17 protein-coding genes are annotated in these 19,404 nt (G+C 60.1%); 8 read left to right on the top strand and 9 right to left on the bottom strand.

Annotation, left to right across the window (positions count from 1 at the left end; genetic code table 11):
* Window positions 1–23 precede the first annotated feature (23 nt).
* Window positions 24–782, top strand: a complete 759-nt coding sequence (locus LRP59_RS06770; protein ID WP_370531082.1) for an ABC transporter permease — start codon at window positions 24–26, stop codon at window positions 780–782.
* A 19-nt stretch (window positions 783–801) separates the two neighbouring features.
* On the opposite strand, the gene LRP59_RS06775 is transcribed toward LRP59_RS06770, so the two are convergent.
* Both LRP59_RS06775 and dusB read right to left on the bottom strand, forming a co-directional pair.
* Entirely contained in the window at window positions 802–1,920 is a 1,119-nt protein-coding gene (locus LRP59_RS06775) for an HD domain-containing protein (protein WP_002513766.1), read from the bottom strand.
* A gap of 48 nt (window positions 1,921–1,968) precedes the next feature.
* Window positions 1,969–3,198 (bottom strand): tRNA dihydrouridine synthase DusB, encoded by a 1,230-nt coding sequence (dusB, locus tag LRP59_RS06780; RefSeq protein ID WP_002521742.1) that lies wholly within the window; start codon window positions 3,196–3,198, stop codon window positions 1,969–1,971.
* A 53-nt stretch (window positions 3,199–3,251) separates the two neighbouring features.
* On the opposite strand from dusB, the gene bluB reads away from it, so the two are divergent.
* On the top strand, window positions 3,252–5,021 hold the full coding sequence (gene bluB / locus LRP59_RS06785) for a 5,6-dimethylbenzimidazole synthase (RefSeq protein WP_002513768.1): 1,770 nt from the start codon (window positions 3,252–3,254) through the stop codon (window positions 5,019–5,021).
* A 155-nt stretch (window positions 5,022–5,176) separates the two neighbouring features.
* On the opposite strand, the gene LRP59_RS06790 is transcribed toward bluB, so the two are convergent.
* From LRP59_RS06790 to LRP59_RS06805, 4 genes are all read right to left on the bottom strand, one after another.
* On the bottom strand, window positions 5,177–5,935 hold the full coding sequence (locus LRP59_RS06790; protein ID WP_002521744.1) for a succinate dehydrogenase/fumarate reductase iron-sulfur subunit: 759 nt from the start codon (window positions 5,933–5,935) through the stop codon (window positions 5,177–5,179).
* A complete protein-coding gene (locus LRP59_RS06795; protein ID WP_002513770.1) occupies window positions 5,932–8,064 on the bottom strand; it encodes a fumarate reductase/succinate dehydrogenase flavoprotein subunit in 2,133 nt (710 codons plus the stop codon). Before LRP59_RS06795 ends, LRP59_RS06790 begins: the two co-directional genes overlap by 4 nt.
* Complete coding sequence (locus LRP59_RS06800; RefSeq protein WP_306403105.1) at window positions 8,061–8,825, bottom strand: succinate dehydrogenase cytochrome b subunit; 765 nt, start codon at window positions 8,823–8,825, stop codon at window positions 8,061–8,063. The genes LRP59_RS06795 and LRP59_RS06800 overlap by 4 nt, the downstream gene beginning before the upstream one ends.
* A gap of 146 nt (window positions 8,826–8,971) precedes the next feature.
* Window positions 8,972–10,390, bottom strand: a complete 1,419-nt coding sequence (locus tag LRP59_RS06805) for a glycine--tRNA ligase (RefSeq protein WP_325052131.1) — start codon at window positions 10,388–10,390, stop codon at window positions 8,972–8,974.
* A 194-nt stretch (window positions 10,391–10,584) separates the two neighbouring features.
* On the opposite strand from LRP59_RS06805, the gene LRP59_RS06810 reads away from it, so the two are divergent.
* On the top strand, window positions 10,585–11,001 hold the full coding sequence (locus LRP59_RS06810) for a Fur family transcriptional regulator (RefSeq protein WP_002521749.1): 417 nt from the start codon (window positions 10,585–10,587) through the stop codon (window positions 10,999–11,001).
* Here LRP59_RS06810 and LRP59_RS06815 read toward each other — a convergent pair whose 3' ends face one another.
* On the bottom strand, window positions 11,002–11,673 hold the full coding sequence (locus LRP59_RS06815; protein WP_002513775.1) for a response regulator transcription factor: 672 nt from the start codon (window positions 11,671–11,673) through the stop codon (window positions 11,002–11,004).
* Window positions 11,674–12,015: 342 nt separating this feature from the next.
* Between LRP59_RS06815 and LRP59_RS06820 the strand changes: the two genes are divergently transcribed.
* Window positions 12,016–12,198, top strand: coding sequence for a hypothetical protein (locus LRP59_RS06820; protein WP_002532152.1), 183 nt, complete (start codon window positions 12,016–12,018; stop codon window positions 12,196–12,198).
* 52 nt (window positions 12,199–12,250) lie between these two features.
* Window positions 12,251–13,414: a sensor histidine kinase gene (locus tag LRP59_RS06825; RefSeq protein WP_002513777.1), complete on the top strand. Its 1,164-nt coding sequence runs from the start codon at window positions 12,251–12,253 to the stop codon at window positions 13,412–13,414.
* Between the two features lie 97 nt (window positions 13,415–13,511).
* Here the strand turns inward: LRP59_RS06825 and recO are convergent, their stop codons facing one another.
* Window positions 13,512–14,252 (bottom strand): DNA repair protein RecO, encoded by a 741-nt coding sequence (recO, locus tag LRP59_RS06830; RefSeq protein WP_002513778.1) that lies wholly within the window; start codon window positions 14,250–14,252, stop codon window positions 13,512–13,514.
* Window positions 14,253–14,371: 119 nt separating this feature from the next.
* Between recO and LRP59_RS06835 the strand changes: the two genes are divergently transcribed.
* Together LRP59_RS06835 and LRP59_RS06840 are read left to right on the top strand one after the other, a co-directional pair.
* Complete coding sequence (locus tag LRP59_RS06835; protein ID WP_002513779.1) at window positions 14,372–15,037, top strand: membrane protein; 666 nt, start codon at window positions 14,372–14,374, stop codon at window positions 15,035–15,037.
* 212 nt (window positions 15,038–15,249) lie between these two features.
* Complete coding sequence (locus tag LRP59_RS06840; protein WP_002521752.1) at window positions 15,250–15,945, top strand: isoprenyl transferase; 696 nt, start codon at window positions 15,250–15,252, stop codon at window positions 15,943–15,945.
* 8 nt (window positions 15,946–15,953) lie between these two features.
* On the opposite strand, the gene leuA is transcribed toward LRP59_RS06840, so the two are convergent.
* A complete protein-coding gene (gene leuA, locus LRP59_RS06845) occupies window positions 15,954–17,699 on the bottom strand; it encodes a 2-isopropylmalate synthase (RefSeq protein WP_014604479.1) in 1,746 nt (581 codons plus the stop codon).
* A gap of 201 nt (window positions 17,700–17,900) precedes the next feature.
* On the opposite strand from leuA, the gene LRP59_RS06850 reads away from it, so the two are divergent.
* Window positions 17,901–19,391, top strand: a complete 1,491-nt coding sequence (locus LRP59_RS06850) for an amidohydrolase (protein WP_002513782.1) — start codon at window positions 17,901–17,903, stop codon at window positions 19,389–19,391.
* Window positions 19,392–19,404 lie beyond the last annotated feature (13 nt).

The raw sequence follows: 19,404 nt of genomic DNA on the forward strand, positions 1-19,404 counted from the left end.
CGAATGGTGCAAAACTGTCCGCCGTGACCGTAAACCCTACTTGGCAGCTCGGGTTAGCAATGATGCTGCTCGTCGCACTGGCCGTCATTGCTTCCCTTCTTGGACATCTGGGTATCGCCAAGGCTTCCGTTATCGCCTCTGTGCGGGCAGTGGTGCAGCTCGGAATCGTCTCCGTCATCCTTGTCTATGCTCTGGCCCATATGTGGGCGGCATGTCTATTCACGGTGCTCATGTTCGCCATCGCTGTGCATACGACTGCGAATCGTTCGGGGGTCTCTGCAGCATGGATGTGGGCAGCAATAGCCATGATCGCCGGCGTCCTTCCGGTGCTTCTTATCATCTTTGCGACTGGCTGTGCCCCGTTGAGTCCGGCGTCCCTGATCCCAGTGGCTGGCATCATCATCGGCAACATTATGAGTGGTCACACCTTGGCCTGCCGTCGTTTTTTCGCCGATTTGCGCGAGGGAATCGGTATCTTCGAGGCGGGCCTAGCTGTCGGTTTTCCACGTCGTGACGCCATTGCGCTGGTTACCGAACCCAGCGTCACCGAATCGGTACTGCCGACTGTCGACCGCACCGCGACCGTCGGCCTGGTGACCTTGCCGGGCGCCTTCGTCGGCGTGCTCTTAGGCGGCGGCTCAGCCCTGCAAGCAGGTGCTGCACAAGCCCTCGTTCTCATCGGCATTCTGGCTGGCCAGGCGGTAACCGTCATCGTCGCTCACGAACTCGTTAAAAGAGCCAAGCTGCTACCTGAAGATCTCACAGGCAAGCTTCACCCGTGAGTAAATTCATGCCATCTTGTCAAAAGCCCCTACCCATACCTCTAGGCAGACGGCGTCGGTCCCATCCCAACAGCTCGGCGGCATGGGAAAAAGCGAATTGATCCGTCATTCCCCCCACATACGCGACGACCTGGTGAATCCGGTCAGCGTCAGTCTCAAGAAACTCTGTAGGCACCTGGTCTATATGGCCTTGGTAATAAGCCACCAGCCCGTGCAAGACCTCGACGACAGCCTCTGCTTGCCCGAGTGACTCACGGCGCGTATAAATCCGCTCATAATTAAAGGCTCTCAGCGCTGCCAGAGCCTCAGCAACGTCTGCGGCCATCCCGACTCGACCAGTAGCACAGGTAGTGTCAATGACACAGCGGATGAAAACCGACAGCTGGGTGCGTCGATCTGTTCCAGCCACCTCGGTAACAACCTGCGGCAATTCTTTAACGGTTACAATCCCTGCTTTGATGGCATCTTCAAGGTCGTGAGCACAGTAGGCAATCCGGTCGGCAAAGGAAACCACCTCTCCCTCCACCGTGCCTGGCGCCGGACGCGACCAGGAATGGTTACGAATGCCATCGAGAGTTTCAGCACATAAATTCAGGCTGGCCAAGCTGACGTCAGCTCCCCATGGACCGTGGTCAAATCCTTCCGGGATAAAGGCGTCAAAGGCCTGCTCGGAGGCGTGCCCTCCCGGCCCGTGACCGCAGTCGTGGCCTAGAGCCATAGCGTCGGCCAGGGTGATATTCGCCCCGATCCCCGCCGCGATCGACCGTGCGACCTGAGCCACTTCGAGGGCATGGGTGAGGCGAGTGCGCTGGTGATCAGTGGGGTGGACGACGACCTGGGTTTTGCCAGCCAGCCGTCGGAACGATGTGGAATGGACGATACGATCCCGATCACGCTCGAAACACGTACGCTCCGGATCTGGATCCTCGGCAACAGCACGATTGCCGGCACCCTTAGCTCGAGTAGCTCCTGGACGCAGTAGCAGGTTCTCGCGCTCCTCGCGGGCTTCACGTCCAACGACCTCGCCGATGTCGATCCGCGCGGTACCCAATGGATGGGCGTGAACAATGTCGTCAAAGCCACGGTGGCCGGCCATTGTCAGAGCCCAGGCTCGAGCGCGTTCTCCCACTTCGGACATGTCCCTATACTGTCCTAACCAGAGTCGCGGGACCAGCCCGAGGCGAGATCATCCCCCGGAAGCGTCGATCTCAGCAGCGGACAGATCATCGTCGTCAAGGGTGTGAGTGTCCAGCCATCCGTGCGGCATGACGACCTTTCGCCGCGGGGCACCCTGACGGCCACGGGCCTTGCCAAGCTCCTTAACTGGGAAAGGGGCGTCGTGGTCAAGGACGGCCAGCAAGGAATCGAGTTCGTCGAAACTGGAAATCTGACCGAGGGCATGACGGGTTTCCCCACCTACGGGGAATCCCTTAAGATACCAAGCCATATGTTTGCGCATGTCCACCAGACCATGCATTCCCTGATATTTCACCAGCAGTTCGGCATGGCGACGGATCATGGCGCACACTTCACCCAAGGTCGGCAAGGTGGTGGTGTCACGACCGGCGAAGGCATCGGCCAAGTCACGGAACAGCCACGGGCGACCGAGGCAACCGCGACCAACCTCGACGCCGGCACAACCCGTTTGCCCGACCATAGCCATTGCGTCGCTGGCCTCCCAAATGTCACCGTTTCCAATGACGGGGACATCGACGGTCTTGACAAGCTCGCCAATGGCATCCCAGTGGGAGTGCCCAGCGTAGGCCTCGGCGACAGTACGAGCGTGCAAACACACCGCAGCGGCGCCGGAATCGACCGCAGCCCGGGCTGAATCAATGTAGGTGATGTGGTCGGGGTCGATGCCGATCCGAGTCTTGACGGTGACCGGAACCCCATGGGCGTCACCGGCCTGGACAGCCGCAGAAACCACGGCCGCGAACCGGTCGAGCTTCCACGGCAGGACTCCCCCACCGCCCTTGCGGGTGACCTTGGGCACTGGACAGCCGAAATTAAGGTCAACGTGATTGACCCCGTATTTCTCGCACAGGATCGATGTCGCCTCGCCCACCATTCCCGGGTCGACGCCATAGAGCTGAACGGACCGGACATCTTCACACTCGGCGAAGGCAAGCATGCCGTGGGTTTTGTGGTCCCCGTAGACCAGGCCACGCGACGTGATCATTTCGCAGACATAGAGGCCCGCACCCTGCTCGGCACAAAGCTGGCGGAATGCGGCATTGGTAACGCCGGCCATGGGGGCCAGCACCACCGGGGTATCCACCGAAACGGTGCCTCCAGAGGGCGCGATCAGGGTGAGGGGATCGGAAAACACCAGCCCATGGTAAGCGTGGCACTCCGGTTCAGCAGAAACCGTCGTGCCAGCGCCAGTGGCACAACGAGACATCACAACCCGCATTGCCACACCATCCCGGCCACAGGCGGCTGCGGGCCGAGCACTACCCTCATGCTGTGATCATCCCTGACGAGAACCCATCTACCAGTCGGCGCTGGGACCGCCCTATTCCCCGAATCGGAGACACCACTTCTTCTGCCACCCGAGCCGCAGACCCCACCGGATGGTCCCTGGGCGACCAGGTACAACAGGGGTTGGACATCGCGATCGACACTCGACGTGACATCCGCCGTTACCGCCACGATGACGTCCCCAAAGAACTCGTCAACACCGTGTTGTGGGCCGGCCATCGCGCTCCGAGCGTTGGCCATAGCCAGCCGTGGCGGTTCGTCGTGGTGCGCGACGCCGACATTCGTGATCGCGCTGCCGTGATGGCCGACCGAGAGCGACTGCGTCAGGCTGATCTCCTCACCCCCGGTCGGCGCGCCCACCTCCTCGACCTCCAGCTCGAAGGGATCCGCGAGGCCCCCGTCGGCATCGTTGTCGCATGTGACCGTCGAGTACCGGCCTCAGGGGTACTGGGACGCAACACGTTCACCGACGCCGACATGTGGAGTTGCGCCTGCGCCATCGAGAATATGTGGCTCACTGCCCGAGCTCACGGCCTGGGGATGGGGTGGGTGACCCTCTTCCAGCCCGAAGAACTGGCCGAGCTACTTCACCTTCCGAACGACGTTGAGACCCTGGGTTGGCTATGCCTAGGGTGGCCCGACGAACGTCCGCCGGCTCCTGGTCTTGAGAGACGCGGTTGGTCGCGTCGTGTGCCGCTCAGCGACGTCACCTTGGCGGACCGCTGGCCCGCCGATAGTGCTCAGCCCGAGGCACCCGTTTCGGCCTTACGTCAGACCCTGCACTCCCCCAATCGTTACCAGGTTGTCGCCGCTCACGACGACGCCGACCAGCTCCTCACCCCGCCCGGGTCCCTTGGCCTGCTCGACCAGACCCTCGACCGAGTCGAGGCTGCGGGTGGAACCGAGATCACCGGCGGCACCCTTGTCTTAGTCGGAGCGGACCACCCCGTCGCTCACCTCGGCGTCACGGCCTTCAAGGCCTCGGTGACGCACGACGTCATGGCAGCCTCTGTCGCCGGAACCGGGCTGGGCGTTTCCACCGCGACTGCCGCCGGGCTGTCCCACCTTGTCGTCGACGCCGGGGTTGCTCAGCCGGTACAGGGTGCCAGATCCGTCCGCATCCGCGGAGAGCGTGGCGACCTCCACCACTCTGACGCCATGACCCCTGTCCAGGTAGAAGCTCTGCTGCGTGACGGGCAGGCCCTGGGGGCAGAAGCATCCCATGATGGACTGGTATGTCTCGGCGAAGTCGGGGTCGGTAACACCACCATCGCCACAACCCTAGCCTGCGCTATGACCGGGTTGGACCCCGACGAGGCCGTCGGTTTGGGAGCTGGAAGCGATACCGCCATGGTGGAACGTAAGGCCGAGGTCATCAAGGCTGCTCTGACCCGTACTCACACCGACCCCAACGACCCCGAGCGCCTTCTTGCCGCCTTGGGAGGCCCTGAGTTCGCTGTTCTGGCAGGGGTGTGCCTGGGTGCCGCCGAGGCCGGCTCCCCACTCATCCTTGACGGTCTGGCTACCAGCGTTGCAGCCCTCATCGCGACCAAGTTCTCGCCGGGTCTCCACGGCTGGCTCGTCGCTTCGCAGGCATCACGAGAACAGGTTCATCAAATTGTGCTGGCTGAGTTGGGCCTGGAAGCCCTCATGGAGTTGCGGATGCGCGCTGGCGAAGGCGTCGGAGCATGTTTTGGGGCCCAGATGATTCTCACCGGTCTGCAGGTTCGCCGTACCGCCGCGCGAACCTGCTGAGCTCGTGAGCTTGTTTTCTTTAACCTTCTCTCCACATCACCCACTTCGCCCCGATTCTCGACATTGGCCTGGACTTCGACTGCGCCCGCAACTGCATGCCGAGGGCTGGTACCCGGGACCTCCGGGTACCAGCCCTTCACTGCGCGACCAAACGCTCAGTTGTCCTTACTGCGTGCTCCCCGGAATCCGGCACGCCAACGCTCCCGGTTGACCCGGGCGACGGCTACCAACGGAATACTCACCGGGCAGGCCTCAACGCACTCGCCATACAGGGAACACGGGCCAAACTCCTCATCAAGGGCGTTGATCATGCGTCGCGCACGCTTCGAACGCTCCTGACGCCCCTGCGGCATCATCGCCAGGTGCGACAGCTTCGCGCCGGCGAAAAGCATCGCCGCGCCATTTGGACAAGCCGCCACGCACGCTCCGCATCCAATACACGATGCGAAGTCGAGAGCTTGCTCGGCCTCGGCATGCGGCTGCGGCACCGAATCTGCATCAGGGGCTGTGCCCGTCATAACGTCGACCGTTCCACCGCCCTGTATCAGGTGGTCCATGCTCGTGCGGTCGATGGCTAGGTCACGGATGACCGGAAAGGCTGCCGAGCGGAATGGCTCAATTTTGAAGTGGGTGATACGGGGGAATGCCCTCAAATGCTGACGACACGCCGGAGTATTCGGCAGCGGACCATGGGGCTTGCCGTTGACCATGAACCCACAGCACCCGCACACCCCCTCACGACAATCAGACTCGAAAACAATCGGATCACCGTCATTTTCGACGATCTGATCGTTGAGCCGGTCGAGCAATTCCAGCAGGCTCCACTCCGGCTCGGCATCTTCGACAACGTGGTGCTCAAAATGTCCTTTGGCGTCAGGGCCGTTCTGACGCCAAATATCCAGTTCCACCTTCATCGGTAATCCCTCACCTGCAGATCGATCAACGAGAACGACAACGGTTCGCTATGCCGCACCTTGGTGCCATCAGGGCGTGTCTCCCATGCCGAAACCGCACACCAGTCATCGTCATTACGTTTGGCTTCACCGGCTTCGGTGGCGTACTCGTTACGGAAGTGTGCACCTGCCGATTCCCGGCGGTCCAGGGCGTCAAGAATCATGACCTCGCCGAGCTCGATGAAGTCGGCCACTCGACCGGCCTTCTCGAGTTCCTGGTTGAGTCGGTTTCCCGTTCCGACCACCTTGACGTCACGCCAGAACTCCTCACGCAGCTCGCGCGCCTTTGTAAGGGCGTCGAGCAGCCCGGCCTCGTCGCGGGCGACCCCGCACCCCTCATAGAGGATGTCGCCGAGCTTGCGGTGGAACCATTCCGGGCGGTGTGTTCCGCCGCAGTTGAGCAAGGCATCAGTGCGCTTCTGCACCCTCTCAATGGCTGCGCTGACCTCGGGGGCGTCCAGGGGTAACACGGGCTTTCCGACGAACCCAGCCAAATAGTTCGGCACCGTCAGTGGCAGGGTGAACCACCCATCGACACTGGCCGACAGCAAGGAGTTGGCCCCCAATCGGTTCGCGCCGTGGTAGTTGTTTGACGCCTCACCACCGACGAACAGACCCGGGATGGTACTCATCTGGTCGTAGTCAACCCACAGACCGCCCATCGTAAAATGGGCTCCTGGGGCGATGCGCATAGGCACCTCGTAGGGGTTCTCCCCCGTGGCGTCGAGGTACATGTCGAACAGATTGCCGTAGCGCTCGGCAATCGTCTTCTTTCCTAGACGCTCAATGGCATCACGGAAGTCCAGGTACACCGAGTTCTTAAGCGGGCCAACTCCGTGGCCACTCTCGATCTGAGTCCGAGCATTGCGGGAGGCGACGTCGCGCGGCGTTAGGTTTCCGAAGGCCGGGTACTTGCGCTCCAGATAGTAGTCGCGCTCCTCTTCCGGGATGTCATTGGCTGGACGATCATCACCAGCTTTCTTGGGCACCCAGATCCGGCCGTCGTTGCGCAACGACTCGCTCATGAGCGTGGTCTTGGACTGCCAGTGCGAACTGACGGGCAGCGCGGTCGGGTGGAACTGCACGAAGCAGGGGCTGGCGAAGTATGCACCTTGACGGTGAGCACGCCATGTCGCGGTGGCGTTGGACCCTTTGGCCAAGGTGGACCAGTGGTACACCGATCCATATCCGCCGGTGCATAGGATGACGACGTGGGCCGTCCATGCCTTGATCTCGCCGGTGAGAAGGTCACGGGTGACGATGCCCTGAGCCTTGCCGTCAGCAACGATGAGGTCAAGCATCTCGGTGCGGTTGTGCATCGTCACCGAACCGGCATCAATTTGTGCATGGAGGGCCTGGGAGCAGGCTACTTCGAGCTGCTGACCGGTCTCTCCGCGGGTGTAGTAGGTGCGCGAAACCTGCACGCCTCCGAAAGATCGGGTAGCCAACTGACCGCCATATTCTCGGGCGAACGGGGCGCCAATGGCGTACATATGGTCAATAACCCGTACCGATTCGGTGCCGAGTCGAACAACGTCGGCCTCCCGGCCCCGGTAATCACCACCTTTGACAGTGTCCTTGACGAACCTCTTGAGGGAATCGCCGTCGACCTTGCGGGCACGTGCAGCGTTGATACCTCCCTGGGCAGCAACTGAGTGGGCTCGACGCGGAGAGTCGTGGAAGCAAAAAGCGTCAACGTGGTAACCGAGCTGGCCGAGAGTTGCGGCAACCCCGGAACCAGAGAGGCCAGTTCCCACCACGATGACGTTCATCTTGCGACGGTTCGCGGGATTGACGAGCTTGTACTCGCTTTGACGACGGGTCCACGCGGTGAGCGGGTCCCCCTCGGGAGCTTTGCCGTCCAGTTCGTCACCAACAAGGTAGCCGGCCTTCTTCTGCGCCGGGCCAAGGATGTCACGGGCTTTGGAACCTTTGGCAGCCCGTCTCGCCACTGACGACGGCTCAGCCCGTCTGGGCTGGAGCTGCTCGGGTTTCACCAGCTCAGCGCCAGACTCCTCGGGCCTGGCGCCCGCATGGCGCCCAGTAATCATCTCGAGAGGCTTCTTGACGGCCTCAACCCAGTTATTCATGAGATCACCCCGGCAAGTATGAGCATGGGAAGTGCGCCGTTGCACACCACAATGGCCAGCGCGATAAGGAGACCAATCACCGTCCAAATAGCACGCAGTCGGCGTCCTGTGCCACCAAAATCATTGATGGTGTTGCGTACGCCCTGGGCGATGTGCAGCCCAATGATGATCATGACGACGGTGTAAAAGATCGCCATCCACGGACGCGACAGGCTGGCGACGAGGTTCTGGTATGCGGTGATGTGGATGTCGGGAGTTCCCTCATTAGCTGGCGCCCGGAAAGATGAGGACTGTACGCCCATGCCCAAGGTTAGATCTAGGATATGCACCACGACGAAAGCCAAGATGACAATTCCTGACAGCACCATCGTGCGGGCTCCCCAACCCAGGGCTTTCATGTTATGCCGGGAAAATCGGCCGCGTGCTCGTCGCCCCCTCACCCAGATCGTCAAGCCGGCCCACACATGCAAGACTAAGCACACGAGTAAAACAATCCGGAAGCACCACAAAACCCCACCAACGGGAAATAGCGGGTACAACACGGTTCGGAGAAACTCGGCGTAAGCGTTGTAGTCTCCTGGCCCCATAAAGGCCTTCAGGTTTCCGACCATATGGACGAAGACGAATAACGCGAATATCGTCCCCGTAATGGCCATGATCAATTTTAATGTGACGTTGGAAGGACGTGCCGCGCTATGCGTATGAACGGCTACGGCATCTCCCCCGCGTTCAAGGTCACGGCGGTCTCGAACGTCAGGCACACTCATGGAGTCATCACCCTTTCGCTGCTACACGACCAGCCTAAAGGATGATGTTTTCCCCAACGACACCGGGGTCAGGATAACCGTCGTGAGTACCCCGACCCCGCTGTGCAGAGATGCCTTCTTGCATAAAAAGTATATGCAGATCAGCAGCCGAGAAGTCTGCCGCCAAGGTATTCCTCAACCTTGTCAATGCTGACACGCTGTTGAGCCATGGTGTCACGCTCACGCACCGTCACGGCGTCATCCTCGAGAGAATCGAAGTCGACGGTGATGCAGAACGGGGTACCGATCTCATCCTGCCGGCGGTAGCGCTTGCCAATAGCCTGGGCATCATCGAAGTCAACATTCCAATGCTCACGTAAACGAGCAGCAAGATCGCGGGCCTTCGGCGACAAGTCAGAATTACGGCTCAGTGGCAGCACCGCAGCCTTGACCGGAGAAAGACGCGGATCCAGCTTGAGCACGGTGCGCTTGTCAACCCCACCCTTGGCATTGGGCGCCTCGTCCTCGGTGTAAGCATCCACCATGAACGCCATGAGCGATCGGGTCAATCCCGCAGCCGGCTCAATAACATAAGGCAAGTAGCGCTTGTTGTTGGCCTGGTCGTAGTACGACAGATCCTTACCAGAGTGCCTGGAATGGTTACCCAAATCGAAATCAGTGCGGTTAGCAATACCTTCAAGCTCGCCCCAGTCAGACCCGGTAAACCCAAACTTGTACTCAACGTCGACAGTGCGCTTCGAGTAGTGGGAGAGCTTTTCCTTGGGATGCTCGTAGTGACGCAGATTATCCGGGTTGATGCCGAGGTCGGTATACCACGCGGTGCGGGCGTCAATCCAGTACTGATGCCACTCCTCGTCGGTGCCGGGTTCGACGAAGAACTCCATCTCCATCTGCTCGAACTCACGGGTACGGAAGATGAAGTTCCCAGGCGTGATCTCGTTGCGGAACGACTTACCTGTCTGCGCGATGCCGAACGGCGGCTTCTTGCGGGCACTGGTGAGCACGTTCTGGAAATTGACGAAAATGCCCTGGGCGGTCTCGGGACGCAGGTAGTGCAGACCTGACTTATCCTCGACGGGGCCGAGGTAAGTCTTAAGCATCATGTTGAAGTCTCGGGGTTCGGTCCACTGCCCCTTGTTGCCGCAGTTGGGACAGTTGACCTCCTCGAGCGAGATGGAATCAGGGTCGGCGATCCCGTGCTTGGCTGCGTGGCCCTCCTGCAGATGATCAGCGCGCATCCGCTTGTGACACGACAGGCACTCAGTCAGAGGGTCGTTGAACACTCCGACGTGTCCCGAGGCCACCCACACCTCACGAGGCAGGATGACCGAGGAGTCAAGACCAACGACGTCATCGCGGCGGGTGACCATGGCACGCCACCACTGCCTCTTGATGTTCTCCTTAAGCTCGACGCCGAATGGGCCGTAATCCCACGCAGCACGGGTGCCGCCATAGATCTCCCCACACGGGAAAACGAATCCGCGTCGCTTACAGAGGTTGATGACATTGTCGAGTGTGCTAGTGGAGGCCACAGCCGTCCCTTTCTTCCAAGTCCTCATTGGAGTGGACACCCGGATGGCGCCCACGCGGGCAGCGCCGCCTACGGAACATATCTGGGCGGCGAGGCCGTTAACTAGCTTAACGGTAACTACACGACGCATGACTACCTCGTCAGCCAGCAGACAGCCACTGGGAAATCGACAAGCTACTGGAGTACATTTGGCCTAGCTCGACCCCCGGCAGTGAGGTGATCATGGTGGAGAACCGGCGGCGCACGACCAAACAGCGCGTTGCCATTCGTGCTCTGTTTGACGACGAGCCGTTCTTCCTCACCGCCCAGCAGGTCCATGATCAGCTACGCAACCGCGGAGATCAGGTTGGTCTGGCAACCGTCTATCGGAACTTGCAGACGATGGCTGAGGACGGAGAGCTCGATGCCATTCGCGCTGAAGACGGCGAAATGACCTATCGCCGTTGTTCCTCAGCGCACCACCATCACCTGGTGTGCCGCAATTGCGGCAAGGCTGTCGAAATTGGGCCTGAGAAAATCCTGGAGGATTGGGCTCGCGATATCGCCGCGAAATATGAGTTCAGCGAGACCGGTCACGAACTGGAATTGTTCGGCATCTGTTCGGAGTGCTCCGCAGTGCGCACCAGGTCAGTGTCGTAATCAGCGACGCAGCCGGGGGATGACTAAGCCCAGCTCGCATGCTCTCACGAGAACCTCAAGACGACTACGCACTCCCAGTTTCTTTGCTAGATGACCAAGACGCTGCTTAACCGCGGACTCGCTGAGACATAGTTCATCTGCGATGGCAGCGTTCGACAACCCTTCGGCGAGAAGCTTCAGAACGTCATCATCAGCATCAGACAATTTCACCGGAGTCAAATCAATCTGATGAGACCCCCCACCACAGGGCCGAGCTGAAAAGACCTCAACAACACCTCGGGCAATCTCCGGAGACACTGTCACTTGACCTGCCATAACAGCGCGAACCCCTGCGATAACGGCCTCCGGCTCAGATTCCTTCAGAAGGTATCCGGCAGCACCAGCAAGGATGGCCTCAACGACGATATCCCGACGAGCAAAAGTCGTCAGGGCAACAACACGGACCGAAGGATGGCGCGAGACGATCATTCGGGTAGCTGTGAGACCGTCCATTTCAGGCATCTTGAGGTCCATAAGGACAACGTCGGGCAATAGCTGATCAACAAGCTCAACGGCTTCACGACCATTAGTGGCCTGGCCGACGACCTCCATCTCCTCAACACGAGAGAAATAGCCGGCAAGAGCCTGCCTCATGATCGGATGATCGTCAGTAACCACGAGTCGAACTGACATCACTCCTCCTTACTCTCACGTTGGGCACTGCTGAGCCCAAGTGAACCTCCTCACCCACGGTGATCACGCGGCGCCAACGATCAGACATATAACGCCTGCGACGCGAAGTATCTTGTCAACCTCACATTACTTCCCATCCTCGCATGCCGCAGCAGTCTGTATAGCAGCAGCGGGTTAGCAACGTGACTACCGGTAACCAAATGTCTATGGTTGAGTCGGCCACCTGGTCAGATGATCAGCCAACCGGCGCGTCCTGCGGCTTGTCTCTGCACGTGCCGGTCTCCTCGTATCACTTGTGCCCGACCGTTGTGGAGAGCCCCTCGAAGGAGATACATTGTGCCCATGAAGAAGATCATCACCGGCATCGTGGCTGCCTTAGCAATCAGCTCCTTCTCGGTCGCCATCCCCGCTCAGGCCACCACTGACTCCGCCCCCACTCAGAACGCTGTAAATGCCCATAAGGCCCATGTTGAGGGAATCATAGACGGCCTTTGCACCCTCTACCCCGACTGGTGTTTTAACTGATCCCGCGCCTATGCCCAATGCATGGGCTGTCTAACACGCGGAGAACGCATCAATGAATAGTGGTTCGCCTGGCCGCAGCTTCATCTTCAAAAAGAGCAGTCGAATCACTGTCGTTACGGCTGTTACCATCGCCGTATTGGTGCTGTCCGGGCTGGACGATCTACGTGTAGCTGTCGTAACTCACCGAAGCGACAGTGCGACAGTCTGGATGGTTGTCGTATACGTCTTTAGTATGGCCGCGCTCTTATGTTGGAAGCGCCCCCTGGTACAGGAATTGTTGCTTCTCGTCGGCCTGGTCAGCAGCGCCATCGCCGGAGACATAGCGTTTAGCATTCCGCTGTTGGTTGTGCTGGCCTTCTTAGCTAGCCAGCATGGCCTGAAGCGCCATTGTATTCCGCTGATTATCGGCGCCACGGTCATCGCTGCTATGGCGGCCGTTTATACGGAACGCTGGGTATCCATTTTTTTGGTGGCATGCCTTGCTTGCGCAATCGGCATCGGATTCGGCTCCGCCTTCCGCTGGCTCGATAACCGCCGCGAACAGGCCGAGGAACAAGCTGCCGACGCTCTTCAGCAGGCAGCGCACGCCCGCGAAGAAGAACGTCAACAGCTTGCGGCCGAACTCCACGACGTCGTTGCCAAGGACCTCACCGTCATCACCATGCTGGCAGGTTCCTTACGCCTCAACACCGCCAATGAGGACATCATCACGGCCTCCAAATCGATCGAAAACACGTCTAGAGCTGCCCTAGACGATCTCCAGCGTCTACTCTTAGTGCTGCGTAACCGTAACCTTCCATTCATCTCCTCTCCCACCCACGAGGATTCCGTCGAGGCTACGGTGGCCGCTATGGTCACACGGCTGGAAACGCTCGGCTGGCATGTCGAGTCGTCGGTTGCGTGCGCTCCAATGCCGGTGAGCGTCTCCGATGCCATCAACCGAATACTTGACGAATCCACTGCCAATGTCATCAAGCACAACGGTCCCGCTACCGCCAGGATCACCGTCATGGATGAAGGGGACGACGTCGTAGTAACCGTCTCCAACCCCACCACCGACCCGGAGATAGAACCCGTTCGATCGACTGGAATGGGTATTGCTCGTCTCAAGGAGCGCGTCTCTCTTCTTCGTGGCAAGATCTCTATCGGTCTGCGCAATGGTTGGTGGGTGGTTAATGCCCGTATTCCACGCGCAAAGCCAGTTCGTGAGACCTGACCCGGGAACGACAATTGACGCGCCACGCCAATCGAAAAGACGAATCAGGGCTGAGCTCCGTATGCCGAAGGCCGCTCGTAGTGCAACTGGTTTGCGATCAACGCTCCAGAAGGGGCATTGACCGCAAACCACGATCCATATGCCAAGACACAAATGCTGCCACCAGTCCGGACCCCTCCCGGACCCTCGACCACGCAACATCACGCGTCGCAGTCCAGTCCCCCACCAGCAAAGCCCGCAGGTACGAAATCGTCTCCTCGTGCGGATGAGGAGTTCCGGGCGGCTGACAATTAATACACACCACGCCCCCCAAACTGGGCGAAAAACCCTGGTGCGGCCCAGGTGTCCCACACCGGACACAGTCGACCAGATCCGGGGCATATCCGGATGCTGAAAGAGAGCGCAACAGGTAAGAGTCCAGCACCATCTCGGGTGGCCGTGGGCCATCCGTCGTCCCCTGGCCGAGCACCCGCAGAGCTCCTGCCAACAATCGGTATTGTGCCGGGGCCGGTTCACGGTCCACCGGCACCAGGTGGTCGGCAGCCTCCACCATGACCTCAGCCGCGGTGAACAGAGAATAGTCCTGACGCAGCGGCGCCGAGTAAGGATGCAAACACTCCACCTGGGCGACGACGTCGAGGTTGCGTCCCTGAACCAACTGCAGGTCAACCAGATTGAACGGATCCAGACGGGCACCAAATTTGCTGGAGGTGCGTCGAATCCCTCGTGCCACCGCCCGAATCTTGCCGTGCTCACGCGACAACATCGACACGATCCGATCAGCCTCACCTAGCTTGTGCGTGCGCAGAACGACGGCTTGGTCACGGTAGGTGGGCATGACACCTATTGTCTCCCCGTATGGCGTGCAGCCGAAACATGCTCTGCACAGAATCGCTGTGAGAGGGTAGGAGGTGTTCATCGCAGGTCGACTACCGTTGGAACCCCCAGGAGACGCCCATGGATTCCTTTGTCGCGCTGCTCGGGAGCGTCTGGTACCTGGTGCTCGTTGCTGCTATCAGTCCCGTCATGATCCTCAACGCAAACGCGGCGGTTCACGGCCAAAAACAGAACCACGGTTGGGCTTTTGTCTCTGGGGCAGGTCTGGTGCTTGGCGCCATCGGCGTCACGAGTTTCGGCCTGCTGGGAAGCGCTGCCACCGACTTCGCCTCTCGTCAGCTGGCCTCACGTACCGTCGACCGTGTACTGGGCGTTTTACTCTTCTTATTCGGCTGCTATCTGGCGCGGACGAAATGGGTATCCCACCGCGTCCAAAAATCTCGAGTCAAGAAAACTTCTGGGCCGCGGTCCGCTGGTGCCCACGGCATGTTCACCTGGGGGGCTCTCGGAATGGCTACGAATTTCACTACCATTCCGTTATTCATCTCGTCGAGTCAGCGCATCGGGACTGCCGATCTGCCACTCGTCGTCAGAATTCTGACGCTCATTATCTCATGGTGGATCGTCCTCATTCCGGCATGGCTTCCAGTCGTCATTGATCGGCTGCGACCCAATTCCTCCGGTATTTCTGGGCGCACTCGGGAACGTATCAGTCATTGGACGAGCGTTGCCTCGATCATCGCCTGTCTCGGCTCCGGAATTATCATCGTGTGGACGACCCTGTGACATCATCGAGGCCTTGAACCTCGGATAACTTACCGTTGTCACCGTCACGAGGGCACCAGTCCGGCCCCACTACCGTCCTCGACGCCACTACGCTGTGACCCATGGCCCGAATCACACCGCGACCCCCGAAGCGCGGCCCGCTGCCGCATCCGTCTGGAGCTCGTCCACCCGAGCTGCCACCGGAACTCATCCCCCAACACGTCGCCATCGTCATGGACGGCAACGGACGTTGGGCCAGGCAACGCGGTCTTAGGCGCACTGAGGGTCACGCACGTGGCGAGGATGCTCTCTTCGATGTTATCGAGGGCGCCATCGAGATGGGTATCCCCTATTTGAGCGCCTATGCGTTTTCCACCGAAAACTGGAAGCGCTCGCCCGACGAAGTTCGGTGGCTTATGGGCTTCAATCGTGACGTCATCCACCGTCGTCGCGATCAACTCGACGCCATGGGAGTACGCATCCGTTGGGCTGGACGTCGTCCCAAGCTGTGGAAGTCAGTCATCAAGGAATTGGAATCAGCCGAGAAACAGTCGGCTGATAACACCGTCCTCACCCTCCAGTTCTGCGTCAATTACGGCGGTCGGGCAGAGATCGTTGACGCGGTGCGTGATATTGCCCGGCTAACCGCTGAGGGCAAGATCGACCCCGACCACATCACGGAGAAGACCTTCCGTACTCACCTTGACGAGCCCGAGGTCCCCGACGTCGACCTATTCTGGCGCTCCTCCGGGGAACAGCGCACATCGAATTTCCTCCTGTGGCAATCGGCCTACGCCGAAATGGTGTTCTCCGACGTTTTGTGGCCCGACGTTGACCGCCGCGACCTCTGGGCCGCAGTGATGGAATACGCCAAGCGGGACCGGAGATTTGGTGGGGCCGTCCCCAATGAGGTCAACCCCACCCCATGATCACGGCGTCATGACTCCCTATCCAAGGTTTGCCGACGGGAGCGGTTTACCGCGTTGACGACCGCCTTCAGGGAAGCCTGGGTGATATCAGGGTCAATGCCGACTCCCCATAGAATTTGTGAGGTCTCGCCGTCCCCAATTTCACACTCGACATACGCGGCGGCCCTCGCAGTACCACCCGCTGTCATGGCGTGCTCGGAGTAGTCGAGCACGTGGACAACGATGTCGAGGGAGACCAGTGCGTCGATGAAAGCCGACATCGCACCGTTACCCTCACCACGGATCTGAGTGTCCGCCCCATTAATCCGAAGGTTGGCGGTGAGCTGATAGGTACCGGTTTCGGTGGACGTCGTGCGGCTCACCAGCTCGATGCCAGGCACTTGCAGATACTCGCGGTTAAACAGATCCCAGATCTCGTCGTGGCTGATCTCGCGGGCTTGGTCATCGGTGTAATTCTGCACTGCACGGGAGAACTCGATCTGCAGACGACGCGGCAGGTCGACTTGGTGCTCGGTCTTCAGGAGGTAGGCCATGCCGCCCTTACCGGACTGGCTGTTGACGCGAATGACAGCCTCGTAGGTGCGTCCGACGTCGTGTGGGTCGATGGTCAGGTAGGGGGCCTGCCAGTCAACCTCGTGGATACCGATGCCCTGCTCCTGGGCCTGGCGTTCGAGGTCCTCCAGGCCTTTCTTGATAGCGTCTTGGTGCGAGCCCGAAAAGGCTGTGAAGACGAGGTCGCCGGCGTAGGGCTGGCGTGCCGGCACCGGTAGTCCAGTGCAGTACTCGACGGTGCGGCGGATTTTTGGCATGTCAGAGAAGTCGATACCCGCGTCAACTCCCTGGCTGACAAGATTCATACCTAAGGTGACGAGATCAACGTTGCCGGTGCGCTCGCCGTGGCCAAAGAGACAGCCCTCGACGCGATCGGCGCCCGCCATCTGCGCGAACTCGGCGGCCGCGATCGCCGTGCCACGATCATTGTGCGGGTGCAAAGAGACGCACACGTGCTCACGATCACGGATATTGCGGCAGAAGTACTCGATTTGGTCGGCGTAGGTGTTCGGAGTACTCATCTCGACGGTAGCCGGCAGATTAAGGATAATCTCACGGCCTGGCCCCGGCTGCCACACGTCCATCACGGAGTGACAGACGTCGATAGCGAAGTCCGTGCGGGTCTGGCTAAACATCTCCGGAGAGTACTCGTAGCCGAACTCAACGTCGCCGAGGTACTTGTCGGCGTACCTGACGACCCACTCAGTACCACGGTGCGCCAGGTCAATGCACTGCTTTTCGTCGATGTTGAAGACAACGCGTCGGAAGAGTTCGGCAACTGCATTATACATGTGGACAGTGGCACGGTGAGCGCCGACTAAGCTCCGCATGGTGCGCTCGATGAGATCCTCACGGGCCTGGGTCAGCACCGAAATAGTGACGTCGTCAGGGACAATGCCGGACTCAATAACCTGCCGAACGAAGTCGAAATCCGTTTGAGAAGCTGAGGGGAAGCCAATTTCAATCTCCTTGTACCCCATCCCAACAAGAAGTTCGAACATCCGCATCTTGCGAGCCGGAGTCATGGGGTCAACAAGCGCCTGGTTGCCATCACGCAAATCAGTGGACAGCCACCGCGGAGCATGGTCCAAGGTCTTGTCTGGCCAGGTACGATCCGGCAACGTGTGCGGAACGAAAGGTTTATAACGCCCGCTGGGCATCGGGCTAGTCAGCTGGCAGGGACGGGGCTGAATGTGCGTCATGGTGTCTCCCGTGTGTGATGTGTAGGGCAGCCCGATCACCCGCAGCAAGGAGGCCGCCCCTTCAACGGGCCTCACTGCGGCACACCAGGGGAAGCGCGCACGACATGCGGGTTACAGTACACCGCGATCGACCCAGCATGGGATATTTCTCAAAATCGTCTCACGTGTGACATCGCCCGCTGTCGGTGGGAATATCTGGGAATGTTGTTGCTTCACAATGCCAGAATCCTCGACCTCACCGACGGGTCGACGGGCGAGCCCACCGATGTACTGCTATCGGATCGTGTCCTTGCCCTCGGTCCCGAAGCACAGCAGCAGGCCCACAGTGCGAGGGTGCGAAGTATTGACCTTGGCGGTCGCCTCCTCATGCCTGGTCTGTGGGACGAGCACGTCCACGTCGGGCAGTGGGCGTTGGCGTCCCGGAGGTTCCTTGTCAGCCAAACCGCGAGTTGCGAGACGGCGCTCGAGGAAGTCGCCACCCATGTCAAACGACGCGAAGGCAGCGACGAGCCGATTCTGCAGGGATTCGGGTTCCGTCCCTCGCTATGGGGCTCAAATCCCAACGCCCGTCAGCTTGACGCCGTCACCGGTGATCGTGCCGTTATCCTCGTCTCCGCCGACCTACATTCCTCGTGGTGCAATACCGCTGCTATGCGCAAACTCGGTATCGAAGGAGACGGATTTCTGCGCGAGCAGACCAGTTTCGACGTTCAAACCCAGCTCTCACAGGTCAACCCTCACGTGTTGGATGGTTGGGTGGGAAGCTGCAGCACCGCGGCGGCGCGCCTGGGGATCACTGGCATCCGCGATATGGAGTTCAGCACTGACGTCGAGACGTGGCTACAGCGCAAAGCTGATGGCCGGTGCCCGCTACGAGTCGAGGTGAGTGTGTACCCCGAACGCCTGGACGAGGCAATTGCGCAGGTGCTGGCGACTGGCCAAGCCCCCGCCACTGATAAGCCTGGTCCAAGCCGAGTATCTATGGGCCCGCTCAAGGTCATCGTCGACGGGTCGATGTCGACGCGCACTGCCTGGTGCATGGATTCCTATCCGGCGGGAGCCGGTCCAGATGGGGCCGGAATTGACTCGGTGACGCCGGAGGATTTGGTCGACCTCATGAATCGAGCCAAAACTGGCAACCTGCAATGCGCGGCTCACGCCATAGGAGACCGAGCGGCCAAAGAGGTCCTCAATGCTTTCGAGGTGACCGGGATTTCTGGGTCGATCGAACACGCTCAAGTGCTCACTGACGCAGACGTTCGACGATTTGCGGCTCTCGGGGTGCGAGCAAGCGTCCAACCTCTACACCTCGTCGACGACCGGGACGCCACCGACGTCATGTGGTCAGACCGCGCTGATCGCTGCTTCCGGTTCGCCGACATGGTGCGAGCCGGGACCGAGTTAGCACTGGGATCAGACGCCCCAGTCTCCCCCGTCGATCCGTGGGGCGCGATCCGCGTGGCCGTCGAGAGAACCGGTGACCGGCGCCCAAGCTGGCACCCTGAGCAGGCTCTTACTCTGTCCCAGGCCATCACAGCCAGCACCCGTCACGTAACACAGGTGGTCACGGGCGGACCAGGAGACGTCATCGCTGTGGCCCACAATCCCTTCGACCTGTCCGGTAATGCATTGGCAGGCATCACCAGCGACTTAACAGTCGTCGGTGGAGAGGTGACGGCCGCAGCACTGTGAGACCATCACTTCC

Origin of the sequence: Cutibacterium sp. 37298 (assembly GCF_023838685.1) — a bacterium.
Classification (GTDB): Bacteria; Actinomycetota; Actinomycetes; order Propionibacteriales; family Propionibacteriaceae; genus Cutibacterium; species Cutibacterium acnes.